25 protein-coding genes, 1 tRNA gene and 1 riboswitch are annotated in these 23,645 nt (G+C 63.2%); of the genes, 10 read left to right on the forward strand and 16 right to left on the reverse strand.

Annotation, left to right across the window (positions count from 1 at the left end):
- The first annotated feature begins 36 nt into the window (after positions 1–36).
- Positions 37–3,531 (forward strand): NahK/ErcS family hybrid sensor histidine kinase/response regulator, encoded by a 3,495-nt coding sequence (locus tag ACFWXH_RS22270; protein ID WP_379123519.1) that lies wholly within the window; start codon positions 37–39, stop codon positions 3,529–3,531.
- A gap of 146 nt (positions 3,532–3,677) precedes the next feature.
- On the opposite strand, the gene ACFWXH_RS22275 is transcribed toward ACFWXH_RS22270, so the two are convergent.
- Together ACFWXH_RS22275 and ACFWXH_RS22280 are read right to left on the reverse strand one after the other, a co-directional pair.
- Complete coding sequence (locus ACFWXH_RS22275; protein WP_379123520.1) at positions 3,678–4,334, reverse strand: response regulator transcription factor; 657 nt, start codon at positions 4,332–4,334, stop codon at positions 3,678–3,680.
- A gap of 418 nt (positions 4,335–4,752) precedes the next feature.
- Entirely contained in the window at positions 4,753–5,184 is a 432-nt protein-coding gene (locus ACFWXH_RS22280) for a hypothetical protein (RefSeq protein ID WP_379123521.1), read from the reverse strand.
- A gap of 110 nt (positions 5,185–5,294) precedes the next feature.
- Here ACFWXH_RS22280 and ACFWXH_RS22285 point away from each other — a divergent pair, with 110 nt between their 5' ends.
- Genes ACFWXH_RS22285 through ACFWXH_RS22295 form a run of 3 tightly spaced genes read left to right on the forward strand, consistent with a single transcriptional unit; the run spans position 5,295 to position 7,681 of the window.
- On the forward strand, positions 5,295–5,645 hold the full coding sequence (locus tag ACFWXH_RS22285; RefSeq protein ID WP_379123522.1) for a DUF952 domain-containing protein: 351 nt from the start codon (positions 5,295–5,297) through the stop codon (positions 5,643–5,645).
- Complete coding sequence (locus ACFWXH_RS22290) at positions 5,642–6,718, forward strand: quinone-dependent dihydroorotate dehydrogenase (protein WP_379123523.1); 1,077 nt, start codon at positions 5,642–5,644, stop codon at positions 6,716–6,718. Before ACFWXH_RS22285 ends, ACFWXH_RS22290 begins: the two co-directional genes overlap by 4 nt.
- Positions 6,719–6,727: 9 nt before the next feature.
- Positions 6,728–7,681, forward strand: coding sequence for a phosphoribosylaminoimidazolesuccinocarboxamide synthase (locus ACFWXH_RS22295; RefSeq protein WP_379123524.1), 954 nt, complete (start codon positions 6,728–6,730; stop codon positions 7,679–7,681).
- A 237-nt stretch (positions 7,682–7,918) separates the two neighbouring features.
- On the opposite strand, the gene ACFWXH_RS22300 is transcribed toward ACFWXH_RS22295, so the two are convergent.
- The 4 genes from ACFWXH_RS22300 to ACFWXH_RS22315 form a co-directional block, all read right to left on the reverse strand.
- Positions 7,919–9,250: an MFS transporter gene (locus tag ACFWXH_RS22300; RefSeq protein WP_379123525.1), complete on the reverse strand. Its 1,332-nt coding sequence runs from the start codon at positions 9,248–9,250 to the stop codon at positions 7,919–7,921.
- A gap of 40 nt (positions 9,251–9,290) precedes the next feature.
- Positions 9,291–9,974, reverse strand: coding sequence for an RraA family protein (locus tag ACFWXH_RS22305; RefSeq protein ID WP_379123526.1), 684 nt, complete (start codon positions 9,972–9,974; stop codon positions 9,291–9,293).
- A complete protein-coding gene (locus ACFWXH_RS22310; RefSeq protein ID WP_379123527.1) occupies positions 9,971–10,705 on the reverse strand; it encodes a FadR/GntR family transcriptional regulator in 735 nt (244 codons plus the stop codon). Before ACFWXH_RS22310 ends, ACFWXH_RS22305 begins: the two co-directional genes overlap by 4 nt.
- 270 nt (positions 10,706–10,975) lie before the next feature.
- Complete coding sequence (locus ACFWXH_RS22315; protein WP_379123821.1) at positions 10,976–12,313, reverse strand: MATE family efflux transporter; 1,338 nt, start codon at positions 12,311–12,313, stop codon at positions 10,976–10,978.
- A gap of 120 nt (positions 12,314–12,433) precedes the next feature.
- On the opposite strand from ACFWXH_RS22315, the gene ACFWXH_RS22320 reads away from it, so the two are divergent.
- Positions 12,434–13,330 carry a histone deacetylase gene (locus ACFWXH_RS22320; RefSeq protein WP_379123528.1) on the forward strand — a complete coding sequence of 299 codons (897 nt, stop codon included), beginning with the start codon at positions 12,434–12,436 and terminating at the stop codon, positions 13,328–13,330.
- A 15-nt stretch (positions 13,331–13,345) separates the two neighbouring features.
- Here ACFWXH_RS22320 and ACFWXH_RS22325 read toward each other — a convergent pair whose 3' ends face one another.
- Complete coding sequence (locus tag ACFWXH_RS22325; protein WP_054312905.1) at positions 13,346–13,609, reverse strand: DUF6460 domain-containing protein; 264 nt, start codon at positions 13,607–13,609, stop codon at positions 13,346–13,348.
- Positions 13,610–13,719: 110 nt separating this feature from the next.
- Between ACFWXH_RS22325 and ACFWXH_RS22330 the strand changes: the two genes are divergently transcribed.
- A tRNA-Gly gene (locus ACFWXH_RS22330) sits at positions 13,720–13,793 on the forward strand.
- 94 nt (positions 13,794–13,887) lie between these two features.
- Here the strand turns inward: ACFWXH_RS22330 and gfa are convergent.
- Together gfa and ACFWXH_RS22340 are read right to left on the reverse strand one after the other, a co-directional pair.
- Positions 13,888–14,463: an S-(hydroxymethyl)glutathione synthase gene (gfa, locus tag ACFWXH_RS22335; RefSeq protein WP_379123529.1), complete on the reverse strand. Its 576-nt coding sequence runs from the start codon at positions 14,461–14,463 to the stop codon at positions 13,888–13,890.
- A gap of 108 nt (positions 14,464–14,571) precedes the next feature.
- Positions 14,572–15,033, reverse strand: coding sequence for an Lrp/AsnC ligand binding domain-containing protein (locus ACFWXH_RS22340; protein WP_054308574.1), 462 nt, complete (start codon positions 15,031–15,033; stop codon positions 14,572–14,574).
- A 143-nt stretch (positions 15,034–15,176) separates the two neighbouring features.
- Here ACFWXH_RS22340 and ACFWXH_RS22345 point away from each other — a divergent pair, with 143 nt between their 5' ends.
- Positions 15,177–16,160 (forward strand): ornithine cyclodeaminase family protein, encoded by a 984-nt coding sequence (locus ACFWXH_RS22345; protein WP_379123531.1) that lies wholly within the window; start codon positions 15,177–15,179, stop codon positions 16,158–16,160.
- A 166-nt stretch (positions 16,161–16,326) separates the two neighbouring features.
- Here the strand turns inward: ACFWXH_RS22345 and ACFWXH_RS22350 are convergent, their stop codons facing one another.
- The 4 genes from ACFWXH_RS22350 to minC form a co-directional block, all read right to left on the reverse strand.
- Complete coding sequence (locus ACFWXH_RS22350) at positions 16,327–16,509, reverse strand: hypothetical protein (protein ID WP_054308576.1); 183 nt, start codon at positions 16,507–16,509, stop codon at positions 16,327–16,329.
- Between the two features lie 133 nt (positions 16,510–16,642).
- Positions 16,643–16,924, reverse strand: coding sequence for a cell division topological specificity factor MinE (gene minE, locus ACFWXH_RS22355; protein ID WP_054308577.1), 282 nt, complete (start codon positions 16,922–16,924; stop codon positions 16,643–16,645).
- A complete protein-coding gene (gene minD / locus ACFWXH_RS22360; protein ID WP_379123532.1) occupies positions 16,921–17,736 on the reverse strand; it encodes a septum site-determining protein MinD in 816 nt (271 codons plus the stop codon). The genes minE and minD overlap by 4 nt, the downstream gene beginning before the upstream one ends.
- A 29-nt stretch (positions 17,737–17,765) precedes the next feature.
- Complete coding sequence (gene minC / locus ACFWXH_RS22365) at positions 17,766–18,515, reverse strand: septum site-determining protein MinC (RefSeq protein ID WP_379123822.1); 750 nt, start codon at positions 18,513–18,515, stop codon at positions 17,766–17,768.
- Between the two features lie 459 nt (positions 18,516–18,974).
- On the opposite strand from minC, the gene ACFWXH_RS22370 reads away from it, so the two are divergent.
- Positions 18,975–20,273 carry a hypothetical protein gene (locus tag ACFWXH_RS22370; RefSeq protein ID WP_379123533.1) on the forward strand — a complete coding sequence of 433 codons (1,299 nt, stop codon included), beginning with the start codon at positions 18,975–18,977 and terminating at the stop codon, positions 20,271–20,273.
- Between the two features lie 8 nt (positions 20,274–20,281).
- Here the strand turns inward: ACFWXH_RS22370 and ACFWXH_RS22375 are convergent, their stop codons facing one another.
- From ACFWXH_RS22375 to ACFWXH_RS22385, 3 genes are read right to left on the reverse strand one after another with little or no spacing between them, the layout of a single operon-like run.
- Positions 20,282–20,830 (reverse strand): hypothetical protein, encoded by a 549-nt coding sequence (locus tag ACFWXH_RS22375; protein WP_379123534.1) that lies wholly within the window; start codon positions 20,828–20,830, stop codon positions 20,282–20,284.
- A complete protein-coding gene (locus ACFWXH_RS22380; RefSeq protein ID WP_379123535.1) occupies positions 20,827–21,375 on the reverse strand; it encodes a hypothetical protein in 549 nt (182 codons plus the stop codon). Before ACFWXH_RS22380 ends, ACFWXH_RS22375 begins: the two co-directional genes overlap by 4 nt.
- Positions 21,372–22,013, reverse strand: a complete 642-nt coding sequence (locus ACFWXH_RS22385; RefSeq protein ID WP_379123536.1) for a hypothetical protein — start codon at positions 22,011–22,013, stop codon at positions 21,372–21,374. Before ACFWXH_RS22385 ends, ACFWXH_RS22380 begins: the two co-directional genes overlap by 4 nt.
- Positions 22,014–22,142: 129 nt before the next feature.
- Positions 22,143–22,343, forward strand: a riboswitch (cobalamin riboswitch).
- Positions 22,344–22,616: 273 nt separating this feature from the next.
- Between ACFWXH_RS22385 and ACFWXH_RS22390 the strand changes: the two genes are divergently transcribed.
- Together ACFWXH_RS22390 and ACFWXH_RS22395 are read left to right on the forward strand one after the other, a co-directional pair.
- Positions 22,617–22,859, forward strand: a complete 243-nt coding sequence (locus ACFWXH_RS22390) for a hypothetical protein (RefSeq protein ID WP_379123537.1) — start codon at positions 22,617–22,619, stop codon at positions 22,857–22,859.
- Positions 22,856–23,587, forward strand: a complete 732-nt coding sequence (locus tag ACFWXH_RS22395) for an SAM-dependent methyltransferase (protein WP_379123538.1) — start codon at positions 22,856–22,858, stop codon at positions 23,585–23,587. The genes ACFWXH_RS22390 and ACFWXH_RS22395 overlap by 4 nt, the downstream gene beginning before the upstream one ends.
- The last annotated feature ends 58 nt before the right edge of the window (positions 23,588–23,645 follow it).

The following is a 23,645-nucleotide window of genomic DNA, read 5'->3' on the forward strand; positions in this document are numbered from 1 at the left end:
CTCGAAGCGACAATTGGTCAGGGAGGAATATCCGGCGTGCAGGGCTGGTTCATCGTCATCATAGCGCTCGCCTATGTGACGCTGCTGTTCGCGGTCGCCAGCATCGGCGACCGGCGCGCCGCCGTGAGCGGACCCGGCCGGCCACGGCCGCTGATCTATGCGCTCAGCCTTGCCATCTACTGTACCTCCTGGACTTTCTTCGGTTCGGTCGGGCTGTCGTCCGGGCGCGGCTGGGAATTCCTCGGCATCTATATCGGCCCGGTGCTTTTGTTCACCTTCGGCTTTCCGCTGTTGTCGCGCATCGTGCGGCTGGCCAAGGCCGAAAAGATCACTTCGGTGGCCGACTTCCTCGGCGCCCGCTATGGCAAGAGCTTTACCGTGGCGGCGATCGCCACACTCATCGCAACCGTCGGCGCGGTGCCCTATATCGCGCTGCAGCTGAAGGCGATCTCCGGCTCAGTCAGCCTGATGGTCGAGCACTATTCCGGTTCGCCGCCTTCCTTCGATCCGTTCGTTTCCGACATATCGCTGATCGTGGCGATGCTGCTGGCTGTCTTCGCCGTGCTGTTCGGCACCCGCCACGCCGACGCCACCGAACACCAGGACGGCCTGGTGCTGGCGGTCGCCGTGGAATCGGTAGTGAAACTGGCCGCCTTCGTTGCCATTGGCCTGCTCGTCACTTTCCTGATCTTCGGCGGTCCCGGCGACATGCTCGACCGGCTCAGCGCCAACGCCCAGGTGCAGCAGGCGATGAGCTATCGGACCTCGCTTGCCACCTGGCTGGTGCTGACGGGCCTCAGCGCCTTCGCCATCGTGATGCTGCCACGCCAGTTCTACGTGATGATCGTGGAGAACCGCAGCCAGCGCGAATTGCGCACCGCTACGTGGGTGTTCCCGCTCTACCTCATCGCCATCAACCTGTTCGTGCTGCCGATCGCGCTGGCCGGGCTGACCGTTGTTGGCGATCGCACGTCGAGCGATCTCTACGTGCTGTCGCTCCCGCTGCTCGGCGGCCATGACGGGCTGGCGATGGCGGCCTTCATCGGCGGGCTTTCCGCAGCCACGGCCATGGTCATCGTGGAGAGCGTGGCGCTCGCCATCATGATCTCCAACGACCTCGTCATCCCCCTGTTCGTGCGCCGCGTGCTGAAGAACAGCGCATCGGAAAACGAGGACTGGTCGACGCTCATCCTCAATGTGCGGCGCGGCTCCATCTTCATCGTGCTGTTCATCGCCTTCCTCTACTACCGCGCCTCGACCGACAGCGCCCGCCTCTCCTCCATCGGCCTGATGTCGTTCGCGGCGATCGCACAGTTCGCGCCGGCCCTGATCGGTGGCCTGATCTGGCGACGCGCCAATGGAAGGGGTGCCGCGCTTGGCATGGTGGCAGGCATTGCGGTGTGGGCCTATACGCTGCTGTTTCCCTCGCTCGCAGCACCCGACAACGCCATCGTGGCCAACGGTTTGTTCGGCATCGAGGCGCTGAGGCCACAGGCCCTGTTCGGTACGGTCGCCGAACCGCTCAACCACGGCGTGATGTGGAGCCTGTCGATCAACGCGCTGTTTTTCATTCTGGGCTCCCTGTCACGCATTTCCGTGCCGCTGGAGCGCATCCAGGCCGCGATCTTCGTGCCGCGCGATACGGGCCCGATGCCCAGCCTGCGCCGCTTCCGCACCGCCACGACGGTCAACGACCTCAAGGACACGATCGGCCGTTACCTCGGCGTCGAGCGCACGGAACGGTCATTCCAGAGTTTCGAGCGCGACAACGGCATCACCCTGTACGGCAACGAGCAGGCCAGCATGGAGGTGATCCGCTTTTCCGAACAGTTGCTGGCGAGTGCTGTTGGCTCGTCTTCGGCACGGCTGATCCTGTCGCTCTTGTTTCGCCGCAACGACCGCGAATCCAAGGATGCGTTTCGCCTGCTCGACGATGCGACGGAAGCCCTCCAGCATAACCGTGACCTGCTTCAGATCGCGCTCGACCAGATGGAACAAGGGATCACCGTCTTCGACCGCGACTTCCGCCTGATCTGCTGGAATCGTCAGTACCGCGCCTTGTTCGACCTGCCTGACGACATGGGCCAGGTCGGCGTGTCGCTCGACCAGATCCTGCGCCATCTTGCCGATCGCGGCGACATCTTGCAGGAAACGCGGCTGACGGTGCTCGACCGGCTCGCGAATTTCGCCGGTCCCTGGCAGATGGAACTCAGGACCAGCGGCCGCATCCTGGAGCTGCGCTCGAACCCGATGCCGGATGGCGGGCTGGTCGCGACCTATGCCGACATCTCGGCACGCGTGGAGGCGGACCTTGCGCTGAAACGCGCCAATGAATCGCTGGAACAGCGCGTCAAGAGCCGCACCGCCGAGCTTACCCGCGTCAACGAAGAACTGGCGCAGGCGCAGATGCTGGCCGAGGAAGCCAATCTCGGCAAGACGCGCTTCCTGGCCGCCGCCGGCCACGACATTCTGCAGCCGCTGAATGCCGCGCGGCTCTATTGCGCCTCGCTGATCGAAAAGGCCGGCAAGGGCGTCGCCGGCCAGGCGGCGATGAACATCGAATCCTCGCTGGAATCGGTGGAAACCATCCTCGGTGCAGTGCTCGACATTTCCCGGCTCGACGCCGGCGCGATGAAACCGGAAGAAACGACGTTCCGGCTCGATGGCCTGCTTGCCCAGATCGGCACCGACTTCAAGCCGCTCGCCGCCAAGAAACAGCTGAAACTGACCATCGTGCCCTCATCGCTGTCAGTGACCACCGACCGCAACCTGCTGCGCCGCCTGATCCAGAACCTGGTTTCCAACGCGATCAAATACACCCGCAAGGGCCAGATCCTCGTCGGGGTGCGGCGGCGCGGCGAGCTGGCCGAGGTGCAGGTGATCGACACCGGCATCGGCATTGCCGGCGACAAGCTGAACACTGTGTTCCGCGAATTCACCCGGCTGGACGAGGGCGCGCGCGAGGCGCAAGGGCTGGGCCTCGGCCTTTCCATCGTGGATCGCATCGCGCGCGTGCTGAGGCTCGAGATCAGGCTGTTCTCCAATCAGGGCAAGGGCACCCGCTTCTCGATCGTGCTGCCGTTGGCAGAGGCTGCCGAAGCCGCGCCCGAAATTCGGCCACGCGCCCCAGCCCGCACCGGCTCGACGCTGGCCGGCCTGACGGTCGCCTGCATCGACAATGACGCGCGCATCCTGGAGGGCATGCGGCTCCTGATCGAAGGCTGGGGCTGCACGGTGACGACCTTTTCCGGCTCGGCCGATTTTCAGGCAAGAGGGGACAAGGCACCTCAACCCGACCTCATCCTGGCCGACTACCATCTCGATGGAGAAACCGGGCTCGACGTGATTGTCCGGCTGCGTCGGCATTACCGCGACGCGATACCTGCGGTCCTGGTGACGGCGGACCGTTCGGGCGAAGTGCGCATGGCGGCAGCCGAACTCGATGTTCCGGTGATCAACAAGCCGGTGAAACCCGCCGCGCTACGCACCATGATGGCGCGGGTGAAGCCATTGGCGCCGGCGGCGGAATAGACTCGCCAGCCCACGCTGCTCGCAGCGCAGGCCCCTCTCCGTCTCGGGCACGCGGCGGCGAAGCCGCCGCGCCCGAGCCACTCAGCGCTTACGCGCCAACGACCTTTTCTCGGTCTGAAGAAGGGCTGGATGCAGGGCGGAGCGCTTCAGCTTCCCTGCAGCGGATCGGTGCCGATCTTGGACAGCTGGATCACCGCCTGCGTGCGGCTGTCGACATCGAGCTTCTGCAGGATCGCCGAGACATGTGCCTTGATCGTGGCTTCCGAAACGTTGAGTTCGTAAGCAATCTGCTTGTTGAGCAGCCCTTCGCCCAGCATGCCGAGCACCCGCGTCTGCTGCGGGGTCAGCGTCTGCAGGCGCTTGATGAGGTCGGAGATTTCCGGGTCGCGCTCGACACCGAGATCGATGCCCGCGGGGGCGGCGATATCTCCGGCGAGAACGGACTTCACCGCGTCGCGTATCTCTTCCATGCTGGCGGATTTGGAGATGAAACCGGAGGCGCCGAGTTCCAGCGCGCGGCGGATGGTGACGGGATCGTCATGTGCCGAGACCACCACCATCGGCACCGACGGGTGGATGCCGCGCAAGGCAACCAGCCCCGAGAGACCGCTGGCGCCGGGCATCGACAGGTCGAGCAGCAGGAGATCGATATCCTCATTGGCGGTAACCAGCGCCTTGACGCTTTCGAAGTCGCCGGCCTCATGGATGACGCCAACGTCGCCAACGCCGGCAAGCGCGGCCTTGAGGGCACCGCGAAACAAGGGGTGATCGTCAGCGATGACGAAGCTGTAGCCTGCCGGCAAATGGTCCTCCCCGATCCCTGTCTTCTCCCGCAGGATCAAGCGGACTGGATTATGCGGTCACGGCCGACGTTTTCAAGCGGCAAAGATCGTGGCGATCGTTTTCCAACAGGCAGTCGTCCAGATGACTGCTCCATTATCATCAGCGTTCCGGAATGGATCCCCGACACTCTCCAGTCGCTTCGCTCCCTGCGAGGTCGAGGATGACGGAGTTTCTGCGCCTCGCGCAAATTGCGAACTCCGGCGCCACGTCAACGTTGGTGTGGCTCGCAATGTTGGAGATCAGTCAAACGCCCCTCGGCCCGTCATCCTCGACCTCGTGAGCGACCGAAGGGAGCGGAGAGTGTCGGGGATCCATTCCGGAACGCACGAGGAACAGTACCAGCCGGCATGAAACGGCTTCCGTCCAGCGCCGACCCAATCAGGTCTTCTGCAGTCCCGGCTTGGTCGGATCGCCGTCCTTTTCCATGTCCTTGACGATGCCCATGAAGCCGCGCACGAAACGCTCCATATAGCCCATCGTCTTGTTGAATTCCTCTTCGGAGGGCAGCTTGGATTCCAGCCGCGCCGCCAGCGAGTTCTCGAGCTTGGTGACACGCTCGTCCAGCGTCTTGATCGTGCCCTGCAGCCGGTCGACTTCGTCCTGGAAAGCACTGCGCTCGTCGGCGGCGACACGGCACACCAGTTGGCCGTCTCGCTCATTGCAGATCGACATCGCGCCGGTCTGCGTGTCCATGCGCACGTAACCTTCGTTGGTCTTTTCCAGCTTGAAGCGATTGGCGTCTTCGGCGAGCGCGGGAGCCGCGAGAAACCCGGCCAATGCGGCTGGAACGATGAGCCTTTCGATACGCATGGTGTTCTCCTTCAGCCGTTTCGCGCAGTGTGGTCGCGCTTTATGCCAGAAATGGGGAGAGCGCGGATCGCGCTCTTTCCCGGTCGCCACAATCGGACTATAGCGCTGCCATGTCACGATTTATCTACAAGATCGCGCCGCAGTCGTTGTGGCAGGAAGCCGAAGCCGCCGGCCGTTTCACCGGGGCACCAATCGACCTTGCCGACGGGTACATCCATTTCTCGACAGGCGCCCAGGTCAAGGAAACGGCAGCCCGCTATTTCGCCGGCCTGGACGACCTGGTGCTGGTGGCGCTCGACGAGGCGAAGCTCGGGCCGGCGCTGAAATACGAGGTTTCGCGCGGCGGCGACCTGTTCCCACATCTCTATGGCGAATTCACGCTCGATGCGGTTGCCTGGGTGAAGCCGCTGCCGCTCGACGCCGACGGCAACCATGTCTTCCCGCCGCTGGAGGCCGAATGAGCCTGATCGACCGCATCGGCCAGCAGGTCCTGTTCAGCTTCGATCCCGAGACCGCGCACGGACTTTCCATCACCGCCCTGCGCTGCGGCATGCCGGTGGCTTCGCGCCCACCGCGCGACGCACGCCTCAAGGTCAGCCTGTGCGGCCTGGATTTCCCGAACCCGCTCGGCATGGCCGCGGGTTACGACAAGAACGCCGAAGTGCCCGACGCGCTGCTTGGCCTCGGCTTCGGCTTTGCCGAGGTCGGCACGGTGACCCCACTGGCGCAGACAGGCAACCCGAAGCCGCGCATCTTCCGCCTGACCCGCGACGAGGCTGTGATCAACCGGCTGGGCTTCAACAATGAAGGCCATGACGCGGCCGAAAAACGCCTGCTGGCCCGCAGAGGGCGCGGTGGCATCGTCGGCGTGAACATCGGCGCCAACAAGGACAGCGCCGACCGTAGCGGCGACTATGAAAAGGGCGTCACACGCTTTGCGGCGCTGGCTTCCTATCTCACCGTCAATATCTCCTCGCCCAACACGCCCGGCCTGCGCAACATGCAGGCGCGCGAGCAATTGGGGGAACTGCTGTCGCGCGTCATGGCGGCGCGGTCCAAGGCGGCAAGCCAGCCGCCGGTGTTCCTGAAGATCGCCCCCGATCTGGTCGAGGCCGAGCTCGAGGACATCGCCGCGGAAGTCACCGAAAAGGCGGTGGACGGTGTCATCGTCTCCAACACGACGATAGTGCGCCCGACGCTGAAGAGCGCTGCCCATGCCGGCGAAGCGGGTGGGCTTTCCGGCAAGCCGCTGTTCGAACGCTCGACGGCGGTGCTGGCCAGGATGCGCAAGCTGCTCGGCCCGGACCGCGCCATCATCGGCGTCGGCGGCGTCGACTCCACCGAAACCGCGCTGGAAAAGATCCGCGCCGGCGCCGACCTCGTCCAGCTCTACACCGGCATGATCTATGCCGGCCCGTCGCTGCCAGGGCGCATCGTCACCGGCATGCTGCGCACGGTGGAGAAGGACGGCCTGAAATCCATCCGCAACCTGCGCGACAGCAGACTGGCCGACTGGCTGGCCAAGCCGATCTAGGAGCCCAAGATGAGCGCTTCACCAACACTCTCGGATGCCTTCATCCCCGAGCTTCCCAACTATTACAAAGGCAAGGTCCGCGAGAATTACGATCTGCCGGATGGCCGCCGCATCATCATCGCGACCGACCGTCTCAGCGCCTTCGATATCGTCCTGGCTTCGATCCCGTTCAAAGGCCAGGTCCTGACCCAGACGGCACGTTACTGGTTCGAGGAAACCGCGGATATCTGCCCGAACCATGTGCTGGATTATCCCGACCCCAATGTCGTCATCGGCACCCGGCTCGACATCCTGCCGGTCGAAATCGTCGTCCGCGGCTATCTTGCCGGAACCACCAGCACGTCGGTCCTGACGAAATACAGAAACGGCGAACGCGACATGTATGGCGTTCGCCTGCCCGATGGCCTTCGCGACAACGAGAAGCTTCCGCAGACGATCATCACGCCGACCAGCAAGGCCTTCGATGGGGGCCACGACGAGCCGCTGTCCCGTACGGAGATCCTCGAACGAGGCCTCCTGACGGAAGCGCAGTGGAAAACCGTCTCGGACTATGCCCTGGCGCTTTTCGCGCGCGGCCAGGCTCGTGCCGCGGAACGCGGTCTGATCCTGGTCGACACCAAATATGAGTTCGGCACGGACAGGGACGGAAGGATCGTTCTGGCCGATGAGATCCATACCCCCGACAGCAGCCGCTACTGGATCGCGGAAAGCTACGGGAAGAGTTTCGAAACCGGCGAGCGACCGCGCAGCTTCGACAAGGATTTCATCCGCGCCTGGGTGGCGGAGCGTTGCGATCCATACAAGGACGCCATTCCGGAAATCCCCGCGGAACTCATCCAACAGACGTCGGAGGTCTATAAACAGGCCTACGAAGTCATCACCGGGAAGGCCTTCGTCCCCGATCTTTCCGGCGCCACAGTGCTGGACCGGGTTCGCAGCAATCTGCGGCCGTACTTTTCCTGATACCGGCTTGAACGGGCAGGCCCGCCCTGCAATCCGGAACCGTTTCCAAGAAAGACGGACACCGCGAAAACTAACCTTTTGTTTTTTACGCAATTCCGGACGGAAAACCGCTGCACACTTTTCCTGGAATTGCTCCCAGAGCGTTTCCGTTTTTCACGGAAACGCGGAAACGCTCTGACCCTTTGTTTCACGCAATTCCGGACGGAAAACCGCTACGCACTTTTCCTGGAATTGCTCTTAGTCGTGCGCTGAAAGGTGCCGGACTGCAAGCACCGAGACGATCGTCAGCGCGCAACACAACATCAGGTAGAGGGCCACATAGGTGGGACGGCCATCACCATACTGGACAAGCGCCGAGGCGATGAGCGGCGTGGGTCCGGCGACGAGGACGCCGTTGAGTTCGCGTGTGACGGCTATTCCCGAGAAGCGGTAGCGGGTCGGGAACAGGTTGGCGAGGAAGGCTCCCTGTGCGCCCGCCATGCCACCGAATCCTATTCCATAGCAAAGGCCCATGGCGATCGCTGCCAGGACGATATTGCGCGTGTCGAGCGCCCAAAACAGCGGGAAGGCGAAGACAAATACGAACCCGGCGCCGAGCATATAGACTTTCGCGCTGCCGATCCGGTCGGCAAGCATGCCGAGCAGCGGCGCGCCGACGATGCCGCAGACGGTGGCGACCACCGTGGCGGTCAGGCTCGACGTCCGCGACATGCCGAGCGTGTTCGTCATGTAGCTGAGGGCAAACGCGCTCAGAATATAGGCATTTGCATTGTGGCCGGTGACCGTGAGAAACCCGAACACCACCTCCCGGGGGCTGCCACGCAAGAGGGCGCCGACCGGCACCTTCTGTTCGTGCCTGCGCGTTTCGGCGTTTTGCATTGCCGCCTTGTATTCGGGCGTCTCGTCCAACTGGTTGCGGATATAGAGGGCCACGACAAAGAGAAGAGCCGAAACGAGAAAAGGCACGCGCCAGAGCCAGCCTAGCAGCATCTCTTCCGGCACATAGGAAATCGCCAGGAACGCCAGGGTCGCCAGCATGATGCCGACGACGGTGGCAGCGTTCGGGATCGCGGTGTAGAAGGCGCGCTTGTCGGCCGGCGCATATTCGGCGACCAGCGTGATTGCGCCGGCGAGTTCTGCCCCTGCCCCGAACCCCTGCAGCAGCCGCAGCAGGATGAGAAGGATCGGTGCCAGAATGCCGACCTGGGCATGGACAGGCAGGAAGCCCATGGCGACGGTAGCCGCCCCCATCAGTGAGATCGACAAGATCAAGGCGGGCTTGCGGCCGAACCGGTCGCCGATATGCGAGATGACGAGGCCGCCAAGCGGGCGGATGAAATATCCCACGGCAAAGGTCGCGAAGGCGGCGAGCACCCCGTTGACCGGCGACAGATCGGGAAAGAAGAGCTTGCTTATGATCAGACCGGACGCCGCCCCGTAGAGCGCGTAGTCATACCATTCGATGACCGTGCCGACGGTCGCTGCCGTGACCGCGCGGCGAATGTTCGCGGCCTTCGCCGCTTCTTTCGCCGGCAGCGCGTCGCGCATGGTCGATTCGGTTTGCGTCATTGGTTTGCCTTCCGCCATCGTCTGCTCTTTTGCCCCGACCTCACATGATTCCAGTCTTGGCGAAGATTTCGACGGTCGATGTGCCTGCAAGGATCATCGAGCGCACCTCTTCCTCGCCCCGCACCTTGGCCAACGCACTTTCCAGCACCTTTGTCTCGTGCTTCCGGGGAACGATGACGACGCCGTCGATATCCCCGACGACGAGATCCCCCGGCTCGACGCGACAGCCATTTCCAAATTCGATCGGACAGCGATAGTCGATGACGCGGCCGCGAACGCGCTGGTCCTGGGCATAGGAGCCGTTCGAAAAAACGGGAAAGCCGAGCGCTAGAATCTCATGCGTGTCGCGGTGAAATCCATCGACGACCGCGCCGAGCCCGCCAAGGGCCCTCGCCTTGGTGCTCATCAGACCGCCCCAAAGCGCGTAGCGCGGGGAGGAGCCCGTGCAGATGTAGATCTCCCCCGGCCGCAGGCTGTCCAGCGCCTCGAACATCAGGCCAAAAGCACCGCTGTTTGCGCTTTCATCGCTGGCGCAGTCGGCTTCGAGCACCGGCATCGCACGTCCGACGATCTTCGTGCCGGGCACCTGCATTCTGATCGCCGGCGGAAGGAACTGATGCCTGAGGCCCAAGGCGTCCATCACGTCGCCGAGCACGGCGGTGAAGAGGTTCTCGCGAACGAGCTCGAAAGTCTTGGCATCGGCGTCGCTGATCTTCTGCGTCATTCTGTCGTTTTCTCCTGCTTATCGCGTTCAAGCCGGCCTTGTGCGGACGCAAAATGCGCTCGCATATGCCGGGAGGCGGCTTCGGGGTCGCCGGCAATGACGGCCTCCGCAATCTTGAGATGCAATTCAACGATCTCCGCCCATTCGGCATCGTTTTTCGCCTGCCAAAGGCCGGTGCGGCTCGACTCCAGCGATACATTCGCGATGCCGGCCAGAATGCATGCGAGCAGGACATTTCCGGTGGCGTTTGCGATCACCCGATGGAATGCCATGTCGTGCCGTGAAAAAGCATCGACGTCGCCGACGGAGGCTTCGAGCTTCGGCAAAAGCGCCTTCAGCGCCTCGATATCTTCATCGCGTCGATGACGCGCGGCAAGCACGACCGCCTGCTCTTCCAAAGGCCGGCGGACCTCAAGCACCTTCAGCATCGAGACCTGGCCCGTCACCAGGGCGTGATTGACGAGCACGGAAAACGGCCCCTCCGCGAGGGAATGGACTGTAGGCAGCTTGCCGCTGACGATCTGGATCAGCCCGCGTCCTGCAAGCGTATTGGTCGCCTCACGAACAGCCGGCCGGCTCACACCCAGAAAGCGTGCCAGTTCGACTTCGCTCGGCAGAGAATCGCCCGGCGACAGGCGGTTCTCGACGATATGGCGCACGATGTGGTCGGCCACCTGTTCGGACAGCCGCCTTTGCCTGAGCGGTTCGAGGGGAACATCGAGTTTAGACATGGCCGGTAAAATGCACGCATCGGTAAACCTGTCAACCTGTCAGACAGGATATCGACGATAAACCGCGACCGAGCCATGTTTCCGGCTGCGGCGACAATGCGGTGCCTGATCGTGCCGGCACATGTGATCCGTGAGCTCGCGTCAGCTGCGGGTCAGCCAAGGTGAATCGTTGCCTATGCAGTCTCTTTCGGGCCGTCGCCAAGCGGAGAGGGATAGCGCGAAAATAACGGGCAGCGACGGCCGAAGAGCCTATGCGCAAGGGCGCAGCGTCTAGAACGCCTGGCGTATCCGTCGCTGCATGATCGAATAGAGACTGATGCCGCGCACCAGCAGGAAGACATGCAGCGAGGCCCAGAGGCCATGATTGCCAAAGGCCGGCGTCAGCGTCAGCAAAGCCACGAGGAACACGCAGAACGACAGCAGCATCATGTTGCGCATGTCGCGTGACCAGGTGGCGCCGATGAAGACGCCATCCATCTGGAAGGCCAGCACGCCGCTCATTGCCGTGAAAGCTGCCCAGGGCAGATAGGTGTCGGCTATCGCGCGCACCGCATCCGAGGTGGTGACGACACCGACGAGCGCCGCCCCGCCGAACAGCAGCACCAGGGTCGCCGTGCCGGCCAGCCCGTAGCCCCACCACAAAGTAAGCCGCACGGCACGCCGGAACGAGCTTTCGGCCCGCGCGCCGATGGCGCGGCCGGCAAGCTGCTCGGCAGCCGTGGCGAAGCCGTCGAGGAAATAACCGGCAATCAGGAAGAAGTTCATCAAGACGGCATTGGCGGCAAGCGTGACGGTGCCGAACTGCGCGCCCTGGCGTGTGAACAGGGCAAAGGCGGCCAGCAGCGAGAAGGAGCGGATCATGATGTCGCGGTTCAGCGACATCATGTGTCTGTAGGCCGGCCAGTCGAGAATGCGACTCAAGGGCAGGCGCCCGATGCGCGCAAAGCGTCTGAGCACGATCGCCAGCCCCAGCAGCATGGCACAGAACTCGCCGATCAGCGTTGCCCAGGCGACGCCCGCCACGCCCCAGTTCAGCTCGAGCCCGAGCACGATGCACAGCGCGATGTTGATGCCGTTGAGCACGATCTGCAGGAACAGGCCGAGATTGCCCTCGCCGCGCCCGAGCACGTAGCCGAGGATGGCATAGTTGACGAGCGAAAAGGGTGCTGCCAGCAGGCGGATGCGGACGTAAGTGTCCATTGCTTCGCTGACGCGCGCATCGGCACCCATGAACTTCTGGCCAAGCAAGGATACGACCGGCGCGAGCGCTGCAAGAACGACGCCGGCGACGACGGCGATCAGCACCGCACGCCAGAACACGGCCTGCTCTTCGGCGCCGTCGCCGCGGCCGAAGGCCTGGGCGACCAGCCCGGTGGTACCGGAACGCAGGAAGTTGAAGGTGGTGAAGACCACGTCGAACGCCAGCGCACCCGCGGCAAGCCCGCCCAGCAAGGCGGCATCACCGAACTGGCCGACGACCGCGGTATCGACCAGGCCGAGCAGCGGTGTGGTGAGATAGGCGAGCGTCATCGGCACCGCGATGGCAAGCACCGAGCGGTTGGTGACGGAGAACGGCCGGCTCGCAGCCGCTGACGACGCCTGATCCAGCTTTCTCTCCTACGGAATGTCTTGAACGGGTGGCAGATGTGGCCCAATTTCGCCCTGCCACGCAACTGACATTGCGGCCCGGGCAATCGAATTGTCGTCCTGGCCCGAGGTATCCACCGTTTGCCCCTGCAGATCGCCCACCATCCCGACTATGACGCCGGTTTCGCCGTCAACCACCGTTTCCCGATGAGCAAATATCCGCTGCTGATGCAGGCGCTGGTCGCGCGCGGGCTGGCGGAAGCGCTGCATCAGCCGGGGCCGGCAGCGCCGCAATGGCTTAAGCTTGCGCATGACACGCTCTATGTCGATCAGGTCATCGGTTGCGCCGTGCCGGCCAGGATCGAGCGCGAGATCGGCTTTCCGGTCGGCCCCCGCGTTTCGCTGCGCGCCCAGCTTGCGGCGGCCGGCACGGTGCTGGCGGCGCGGCTGGCGCTCGAACACGGCATCGCCTGCAATGCCGCCGGCGGCAGCCACCATGCCAGGCGCGCGCAAGGCGCGGGCTTCTGCACCTTCAACGATGTCGCCGTTGCCGCGCTGACGCTCATCGAGGAAGGCCTTGTCGCCAATGTGCTGGTGGTCGACCTCGACGTGCATCAGGGCGACGGCACTGCCGATATCCTGCGTGACGAGACACGCGTCTTCACCTTTTCCATGCATGGCGAACGCAACTATCCGGTGCGCAAGATCGCATCCGATCTCGACATCGGCCTGCCTGACGGGATGCAGGACGATGCCTATCTGGAGCGGCTGGCCGATATCCTGCCGGAGCTTTCAGGCCGGCGGCACTGGGATCTTGTCTTCTACAATGCCGGTGTCGACGTGCATGCGGGGGACCGGCTCGGCCGGCTCTCGCTCAGCGATGCCGGCATCCGCGCCCGCGACAGGCTGGTGATCGAGCATTTCGGGGCGCGCGGCATGCCGCTGTGCGGCGTCATCGGCGGCGGCTATTCGACGGACGTGCCGACGCTTGCCGCCCGCCACGCCATCCTGTTCGAGGAGGCTGCCGCCGTGGCCTAGCGTTCAGGGACGCCCTTATTTGCGGTAGCTGGCCAGCCTGAGCAGGATGAAGGCCGGAATGACGATGGCCGCGCCGAGCAGGATGTAGCCGACGAAACGATCGACGGCACGGAAGCCGAGGTTCCACAGATCGACGAAGAAGTTGCGGATGCCATAGAGCACGTCGAACGGCGACCAGCCGAACGCGCTCATGACGATGCCGACGAGAAACGACACCACCAGCAGCTTCAAAAACACCTTGAGCGGGCTGTCGCCGAGAAAGCGGGTCAATGCGGACAAGGCTCTTCTCCTTCGAAGTTCCTCCGCTGAGATACGCGTTCGAGGCGCGCGCTTCAAGTTGCGGCTTTGTCATTGCCGGAAGCGCTGCGGCCATGCTAACGAGGCGACGCGCGGGTATGATGTAATGGTAGCCTGTCAGCTTCCCAAGCTGAACGCGCGGGTTCGATTCCCGCTACCCGCTCCAAATTTCACAATCCAACCAGACGCAAGATGCGCGCTGACGGCAGAGCGTTTCCGTGAAAAACGGAAACGCTCCAGCTCAACCTGCAAAACCGACACTAGCTCGCAAGAGCCCCGGATTTCCTGGCTGTCCAGGTGGCGATGTAGTCCATCAATCCGGGCGACAGGCAGTCATAGGGTTCAAGGCCGAGTTCTCTCAAGCGGGCGCGCACGCCATCCATTTCGGAGGGATCGACGCCCGACTCGATGATCGAGGAGACAAAGGCGGCAAATCCCGGTTCGGCCCATCCGCCTGTCTCGAAGCGCTCAGGATGGATGAAATCCAGCCCCTTGAACGGATGATCGCGCTCGACCGGACCATACATGTGCACGCCGCATTCCTTGCAGGCGTGTCTCTGGATCAGGGCGGAGGGGTCAACGACCGCCAACTTGTCACCGTTCTCGAGCACGGTGACATTCTCATGGGCAGCCACCGCGACAACGGAGAACCTGGCTCCTTGCGGCTTCCAGCACTTCGTGCAGCCGCAGGCATGGTTGTGGGCGATCTGCCCCTTGATTGCCACCTTCACCGGCCGGTCGCTGCATGCGCAGACAAGCGTGCCGCCGCCAAAGCCGGCATCGCCCGGCTTTATCCCGCCGTCGAGTGCCGGATGTATCGTTACCGAAATGGTCATGATTTCCTCCTCCACTTTCTTGCTTGCTGTCGCGGACATAGGTCGCCACCCCTCCATATATCACGACAGACCGGGCCGGCGGCAGGATCGGGGAAGAAAAAGAAGCGGCTAGATTCGCAACAGGGCGTCGGGTTTCACATTGGCGATCGAAGCGTATGTGTGTGTTTCCCGAACCCCAGGGAGCGGCAGGATGACGCGCTGCAGAAAGTCCTGGAACATTGCCATGTCGGCCATGCGCGCCTTCACGAGGTAATCGAAGCCGCCGACCACCATATGGCACTCGATGATCTCGGGCGCCTGCAGGACCGCTTCGGCGAACCGGTCGAAGACTTGCGGCGCCGTGTGGTCGAGCCTTACTTCGATGAAGACAAGCTGTGCCTGTCCGACTTTGACAGGATCGAGCACGGCGCGCACGGCCCTGATGAAGCCCTCCGTGAAAAGTCGCTTGATGCGCTGCGCCGTCCCGGTCGGCGACAAGCCCACGCGCTGTGCCAATTCCAGGTTCGTGCGGCGCCCATCCTCCTGCAGAAGGCGCAGCAGGGATCGGTCGATCTGGTCCAGGTCGCTCATTTCAGCATCCACACTTTTTTGCGCCTCAATGCGTGATAGTCACGCAAATTTCGAGAAAACAATATATTTCGTCACGCACATCAGTGGCAATAACTTGATTGGCAACTTTCATTCCAGTCAAGGAACGACACGTGACCTCACCTATGACGCGTCTCCAAGACGCCCACGCCAAGGGCGACATTCCAGTCCTCATCCTGAGTGAGGCCGAAGTGAAAACCTGCATGGACTTGCGGAAGCTTCTCGACGCACTGGCCGAGGGGTTCAGGGCGCTATCGGGACACAAGATCGTCTGTCCGGCGCGACCGCAACTCGACGTCCCCAACACCGGCTATTCGCTGGCGATGCCGGCCTGGATGGCGGGCATGCATCTGACCGTGAAGATCGTCAACGTCTTCGAAGGCAACATCGCCAAGGGCATTCCCAGCCATCTTGCCACCATCCATCTCTTCGATCCGGAAACGGGCATGCCGGTCTGCGTCATGGACGGCACCTACATCACCGCGGTGCGCACCTCCGGCTCGGCCGTGCTGTCCGTGCGCGAACTTGCCAGACGTGACGCAAAGGTCGTCACCGTGGTCGGCGCCGGGGTGCAGGCCGATCAGCACCTGCATCTTCTGCCGCTGGTACGCGATTTCGCCGAGATCCGTGTCGTTTCCAAGGAATTCGCGGACGCGGAGGCACTGGCAGCCCGACATCCCGGCGCCATCGCCGTGCGTGACATCGAGGCCGCGGTACGGTCTTCAGACGTCGTCTGCCTGGCGACCCACTCCTATCAACCGGTGATCTCGGCGGAATGGGTGAGGCCCGGCACCCATGTCTCGTCGGTTGGCGTCGCCCCGCCCGGCGGTGAAATGCCGGTCGACCTTATCAAACGGTCCAGCCTCTTCGTCGAGACCACCGAAGCTTTCGCCCCTACCCCTGTCGGCTCCTGCGAACTTGCGGGGCTCAACCCACAAACCGGAACCGAATTGGGCGAAATGCTGCTTGGGCTGCGGCCAGGACGGGTGAACAGCGAACAAGTCACTGTCTACAAGGCGATGGGTGTCGCCATGGAAGATATGGTTGCTGCCGACCTCGCCTATCGCGAAGCCACAAGGTGCGGATTGGGTCGCATGGTCGCGCTCTGAGGAAGCGATGTCCGAGGCATCGGGGCGCGGCAGCGCCACTATCCTTTGATCGATCCAGCGGCGAGGCATCCATTGGCCTCGCCGGTGTGGCCGCGTGAGCAACTTTCCCGGGATCGCTCGGATGCCGGATTGCCCATGCGACGGAACCGCTCGGGCGGCTCCCCTGCTACGCTGCGTTGGCCTGGCCTTCCGGACGCGGCGCGAGACCGGCGGCCTGCTCGCAGACCTCGATGTGCTTCGCCAGTGCCTGGTTCGTCAGCACCGCGCTGATCGTGGTGATGTCGCGGCCCTGGTAGCGCGGCATCTTCTGGATTTCCTTCAGCCGTTCCAGAAGTGAAATACGGGTCATGGCGTTGCTCCTTTGCTGATGACGGTATGCTCGGCAGCCGTACCGGCGGATGCCGTCGCATCCGCTGATCATTCCCTGGCGCCGAGGCTCATTGCCTCCCATGCCCCCGATAATGCGTCGCGAAAGCGGCCTATCAGGCCGCCTTCTTCCTGCCGGCAGCCGCCTTGGCCGCATTGAACGGAATTTCGACGTCGACGGCCAGCGTCGAGACCTGCTCGCCGCGTTCCATCTTCACGCTCACCTTGTCCTGGTCGATCTGCATATGCCTAGAGATCACGCGCAGGATCTCGTCCTTCAGCTTCGCCACCAGGTCCGAGCCGCCGGCGCTGGCGCGCTCATGTGCGAGCAGCACCTGCAGACGCTCGCGCGCCGCCGGCGCCGACTGCGTCTTGGAAAAGAACCGGAACAGATTCATGCCGCTTTCCTCCCGAAGAGCTTGCCGAAGAAGCTCCGCCTCTCGCCCGGAACCGAGACCGGCAGGGCTTCGCCCTTCAGCCTGCGTACCGCATCGAAATAGGCCCGCGACGGCGCGCTGCCTTCATCCGCCAGCGTGACCGGCGAGCCGAGGTTGGAGGCGCGCAGCACATCCATGCTTTCGGGAATGATGCCGAGCAGCGGAATCGACAGGATCTCCAGCACATCGTCCACTTTCAGCATGTCGCCACGCTCGGCACGCGCAGGGTCGTAGCGGGTCAAAAGCAGGTGCTTTTCCATACGCTCGCCATTCTCGGCCTTCAGCGTCTTGGAATCGAGCAGGCCGATGATACGGTCCGAATCGCGAACCGAGGAGACTTCCGGATTGGTCACCACGATCGCCACGTCGGCATGGCGCATGGCAAGCGTGGCGCCCCTCTCGATACCGGCCGGGCTGTCGCAGATCACCCAGTCGAATGCCTTTTTCAGCGCCGCGATGACCTTCTCCACGCCCTCGGGCGTGAGGTTGTCCTTGTCGCGCGTCTGCGAGGCAGGCAGCAGATAGAGCGTCTCCACCCGCTTGTCGCGGATCAGTGCCTGGGGGAGTTTCGCTTCGCCCTGAATGACGTTGACGAGGTCATAGACGACACGCCGTTCCGCCCCCATGACCAGGTCGAGATTGCGCAAGCCGACGTCGAAATCGACGACCACGACCTTTTCGCCGTTCTGCGCCAGTGCGGCGCCCAGCGCGGCCGAGGAGGTGGTCTTGCCCACACCGCCCTTGCCGGATGTCACCACGATAACCTTGCCCATTGACCTCTCCTTTATGGACCTCGTTAAGGTCAGCCTAGAATTGCCGTCTTGAGTGCATGGCCTTCCAGCCAGACCTGCACCGCTCGTCCCCGCAGATCCGGTTCCATGTCCTCCGCGGTCAGGTAGAAACCGTCGATCGCCATCATCTCGGCTTCCAGCTTGCGGCAGAAGATGCGCGCCGAACCGTTGCCGGTGGTGCCGGCGAGCGCTCGCCCTCTCAGCGTGCCGTAGACGTGGATCGAGCCGCCAGCGACGACTTCCGCGCCCGATGCGACCGAACCGACGATGGTGACGTCCCCCTCCGGGAAGAACACCGACTGGCCGGAGCGGACCGGTTCGGTGACGACCAGCGAACCGGTGGCCTGTACCGGCGGCCGGGCTGCCATGACCGTTTCCACCGCAGGAGCATCCTGCGCTTCGGCCGCCTCATCCGTCTCGCCTTCGGCCGGCGGCTCGAAATCCGAGGCCGGGCGCCCGTCGTTCATGGCTGGCGGCATGTCCGGTCCGAGCAGCGAGTGCCGCGCGCCTTCGATGCCCATGACGCGGACCTTGCGCTGGCCAAGATCGTCGACCAGCTTGCGCAGTTCCGCCTTGTTGATGTCGAGGCCGTCTACATCGAGCACCACGGGCCGCCGCAGGAAGAAGCCGGCGGAGCGTGCGGCGAGGTCGTCGAGCCCGGCCAGCCAATCCTCTAGAGGAAGCTCCGGGGCGAGCGACAGGGCAAGGAAGGACCGCCCCTTGAGGCGGATGGGCCGGGGTTTCGTTAACACGATGGTGATCTTGGTTAATTTTTGATTGCCAAGATGTATGGGCGAAATGGTTAACAAAAGGTTAACGCCATGCTCCCGAAGGAGGTTCGACACGCCCGGTCATATGCCACCAACGACACCGGATCTGCGGGCCGAAACGCAGGGGCCGCGCCGTTTTGCACGACCCGGGCACGAACAGATGGGGGTGCGCGGTTCCGAACGTAAAACCACGTCGATGCCGCATCAGGATTGACCTTCGGCTCTGAAAAGCCGGCCAACGATCCGGCTGGCTCAAAGGCGACAAGGCACTGATTCGGACTGGCCAGCACAGGCTCCGCCACGCAGTCCTGTCTCGCGCGCGGCCGATCCACTCGATCCGGCACCCACAGCCGGCTTCTTGCGACATGGAATGTGAGCAGTCTAGAATGCCCACGGACGGGTGGGGGCCTCGACAACCAGACAGCAATCGTCAGGGGCCCGCGACGATACATGCCCGAAGCCTTGCGTACCGTCGGCAGCCACATCGCGCTGGCCACCAACCTTCTCTGGCGCTTCGGTGCGCCTCTCAGCACCATCTGGATGGGAAGCTACCTCCTCAACATCCTGCTGCTGCGCGGTGCTGTCGAAGTCGGCCTCCATAGCCGGTTTGCGGGCCTGATCGCACTCGCGCCCATCATCCTGCTGCAGCTCCTGGTCTTCGCCGCGATGTTCATCGTCCTGCGCGACGGACTGCCGCTGCTGCGAAGACGGCATCAGATTGCCGAGACGGAAACCACCGAAGCCGAGACCCGCGACGGCGGCTTCTTCGCCGGCGCCCTGCTGGCCGTCCTCATCCCGTTCTACGGCTATTATGCAGGCTGGGGTTTCCTGTCGAACACCTTGCGCGACTATTCGAAACTGTTCCTCGACACCCAGATGAGCCGGATCGATTTCCTGAAGCCGGACAGTTTCGGTCCCACCGCCCTGGAGGTGGAGAGTTCTTTGTGGATCGTCGTCGCGGTCGTCATCATATGGGGGCTGCGTCGGATCGCAAAGGAACTCCACAAGCGCACCGGCAACCGCCTGTGGCCGCTGTTCATCGTCGCCTGCGAAACGGCGTGGGCGCTGCTCGGCCTCTATCTGATCGCGGGCTGGCAGGATCAGTTCGTCAAATGGCTTGCGCACTGGCCATCACCACAGGAGCTTCTGCGATCGCTGATCCCGGCGGCCCGCGCCGAGGTCGTCACCCCCGGAGCCCATCCGATGGACTGGCCCGCGGAATTCAAGCTCTCCGAGTGGCTGACATTGCTGTTCTGGTATTCGGCCTTGCCGCTGATCTGGTTCAACCTCGGCGCCATCATCTATGGCCATGATCTGAACATGATGACCAGCACGACCGAACGCGTGACGAGCAGTGCGCTGAAACGCTGGACCAGCCTGCCGAAACCGGTCACCGATTTCATCGGCTATTTCTGGGGCGGAGCGGTCAAGAGGTGGCACGCGGTCGTCAACGGGTTGATGCTGGCTGCCTCGGCCGGCGTCGCGCTCACCGTCTCCGTCATCCTATTGTGGCGTCTCGTCGACTGGCTGGGACGCTGGGCCTGGATCGGGGCGTCGCAGCTCATTGGTCCCCAGGACCAGTGGGTCTGGCGTCTCGCCGAACGGCCTTTGAACATCCTCTTTGGCGTTCCCGGCCAACCACAGGACGGCCTCATCGTCGTGGTCGTGCAGTTCTGCGTCCTCGCGGCTGGCCTGGAACTGGCCGGCCGTGCTCAGAGGCAAGCCGTCGCGCCCACGCCGCAGGGCTGAGCGGCGACCTATTCGGACTTGAAGGTGCGAATGGTCGGCTCGAGTTTGAATGCGAGGGCAGACGGGCGTGTTCCATAGCCCGAGACGTGCAAGGTCAGATTGTCGAGGGACGCTGTCGGCAGGCGGTAGATCTGGTCAAACGTCACCGGCCCAGTGCCCGAGACAGCGCCCGGATTGCAATTGCCGTTGTCCTTCCCGTCCGATGCCAGGATCTTGACCGCGCCGCGTATCCGATAGTCGTAGAGAGGCAGCCAGGTTTCTCCACCCGCTCCTTGCAGGCTGGCGCTGCAATCGATCCATGACTTCGCGGCCTCAGGCGAGCCCTCCAGATTGAAACGCACGAAAAGGAATGCGCGGTCCGGCTTGGCGTCGACAACCGCGGCCCGCGCTTCCCGCACACCGACACGAATGCCCGCCAATTCTGCTTCGGCAGCCTGGGCTGCAACGACATCCCATTCCCGTTGATGGCCAAGATCCTTGAAATCGGACCATGCGGTCAGGCCAAGCGTAGTCGCGAATAAAACGAGCGTAGCCCCGAGCCAGAAGATCCGTCTCATGGCTCGAGCCTCAGCGAAACCTGCCTGGCCGGCAGCACTTTCGGCGCGGGAAGGTGCACAGCGCTGTCCATGAGCATGCTGCCGCGCGCCATCAGCACCAGTTGCCCTCCCGCGATCTCGTCTTCGGGCAGTTCGAACACGGCAAATGCCTGCCCCTTCAGCCCCGGCTCGAACTGGGCCAAGGACAGGGCGCGCGGGAAGCTTTCGATACGGGCGGACTGGACGTACTGGCGACCTGTTGCGCCAAGCCAGATCGCCTCGACCTGCTGCGACTTCTCACGCGCGGAAATCGCAAGCTCGGCGACCAGGAAAATCGCAGAGGTGTCGCGAACGACCTCCTTGCCGAACTGCGCGTAGGAAATAGTGCCGCTCGACCTCAAGCCAGCCAGTTCGGCCGTAAAGAGACGCCCTTCCCCAACGCCGTTTTCACCGGCGCGGACACCGAAGGGTTGGAAGCTGCTGTCATAGCTCGGCAGCGTGTTCATCATCATGCCCAGCAATCCGCCGCCGAGCACGACGACCACGAGGTTGACGAAATGATTCATGCACCGCGCTCCGGCCGCGCGCTCAAGGTGCCACTCGGATGAAACTGCAGCCAGCTCGCCTTCGCATAGAGATTGTCCTTGAGCTTGAATTGCTGCGTGCTGAATCCGATCGTGACATCCTGTTCAGTCCAGCCCTCCGGAATGTCCCAGACGATCGAGACGAGTTCGCGGATGCGCGGGTGAAGCTGCTTCAGCGGTTCCTTGTCGCGGACGAGATAGACCTTGGGCGCAGGAAAAGTCATTCCGCCGGAAGAGAGAGCGGGCAGTTTCTCCGGCGATCCGAAAATCGAAACCTGACTCGAACCGGTCACACTCTCGAGCTGTCCCGTGAGGACGAGCTTCCGCTGCGAGCCGGTCGCTGAGGGCGCGGCATTCTCGATGGTAAGCTTGTATGGGACGAGGATAGCCCGCCCCACATTGACGGGCTCGCCAAAGGCGACCTGCGGCGGAGCGTCCGGAACACGCGCGTCTTCCACCTTCATCCACCAGGCGACGGCAATGGCGGCGAAGATACCGAGCGCGGCGAGCAGGCGGACCCAGATTTGACGGACTGTCGATCTCAGCGAATGTCGAACCATGAACATATAGAAGCGGATGCTTGGCGCTTCTTCAACCATTTTGACCGTGTCGCCACGCATGGGCCGCCTTGAAGCCTCACGCGTCAACGAGATGGCTCACACAGCCGGCAGGCCGTGCGCTGTCCACTCCCGATATCCTCGGATCGGCAGCCACCCGCACCAAACGTTGACATCGAGTCGATGTCATATACTAGATATCGACGTCGAGGTTCTCCCGAGTCGTTCGGTTCGGGAGCTAAGAGGGAAGTCGGTGCAAAGCCGGTGCTGCCCCCGCAACTGTAAGCAGTGAGCCCGCGTCGAAGAATGCCACTGGTGCCGCAACGCACCGGGAAGGCCGACAAGGGCAATGACCTGCAAGCCAGGAGACCTGCCGCGACAGACGAGAAACGAACCTCGGGCGGGGTGTCCCGGCGGTGCGCTTGGCTGGGCGTCGCTGCGTCCGAAATGGCCAATGCGTTCCCCCAAACTCCCCCGTCCACAACGCCACGGGGATGACATGGCCACGACTGCACTCTCCACGAAGGGAGTTCCCAAAATTCCACGCCTTGCCGAAAGCCACGGCTCGCCACACGCCGCCTACAAGGCGATCCGACGCAACGGCTCGGCGACGCCATATATGCATTTCATTGCCAACCGCCGCTGTGCGCGACTCGGAGCGCTGGCATGGGACTGAACATGCAGGGAAGACATGCCGGTGGGTTCGCTTCGTCGCAGCCGGAAGACGTGTTCCTGTCCTGGCTGCTGGCCCAACCCGGCGGCGCAGATCTCGCTGAGGCTGCGGAAATCGAGATCCGTAAACTGCAGCGATACCAGGGAAACCATCCCGGACCGCAAAAGCTTCTCGAACTGTTCGAAGGCTTGCGAGGGTCGGCCGTTCCGGGATTGACGATCCTGCCTCGGCAATGAGGCGCAAAGTCCTCATCCTCGGTATCGGTGCCGGCAATCCGGACTTCACGACGGTGCAGGCGATCGACGCCAAGGGCCATGTGACCTTGTTCTTCATCCCCAACAAGGGGATGAAGACGGATGAACTCGCCCGTGTTCGCGCGGAGATCATCGAGTGTTATGTGCGGGGTCGGCCGTTCCGCACTGCGCCGTTTCGAGAACCGGCCCGAAGTGACGATACAGCTGCGGCCGACCTTCGACTGGGTGGACTGTCCATCGAGGCAGTGGATGCTTCCGAAGCCGGTGCATTCCTCGTCTGGAGCGAACGGTCGCTTTACGAAACCGTGCAGCGAATTCTGCGACAGCTCCGATCGATGGGAGGCTTCGAGCTCGACCATGAAGTGATCCCGGGCAACAGCGACATCCAGGCGCTGGCGCCAGCGCACAAGGTCGCGCTCTGCAATATCGGCCGATCGATCCTGACGGCGACGGGGCGTTGCATCGCGAGCAGCTTCCCCAACAATGCGGAGAGCACCGTGTTCATGCTGGATGCGTCCGACCAGTTGGACGCCCCTGCCGGCGACATGCATTGGACCCTCTATGCGGGGATGCCGGACGACGTGCTTGTCTCGGGCAGGCTGCGCGACATCGTCGACGAACTCGAACGGGTTCGTGAAGAAGCGCTTCAGGGCCGAGGCTGGATCGTCGAGGCGATGCTTCGGAAAAAAGACCCGAACAGCGCTTCTTGAGAAGGCTGAGGTCCACACCGGTCGACCGCACGGCCAGATTCTTATTGCAAACAATTCT

Origin of the sequence: Mesorhizobium sp. NPDC059054 (genome assembly GCF_042739215.1) — a bacterium.
Classification (GTDB): domain Bacteria; phylum Pseudomonadota; class Alphaproteobacteria; order Rhizobiales; family Rhizobiaceae; genus Mesorhizobium.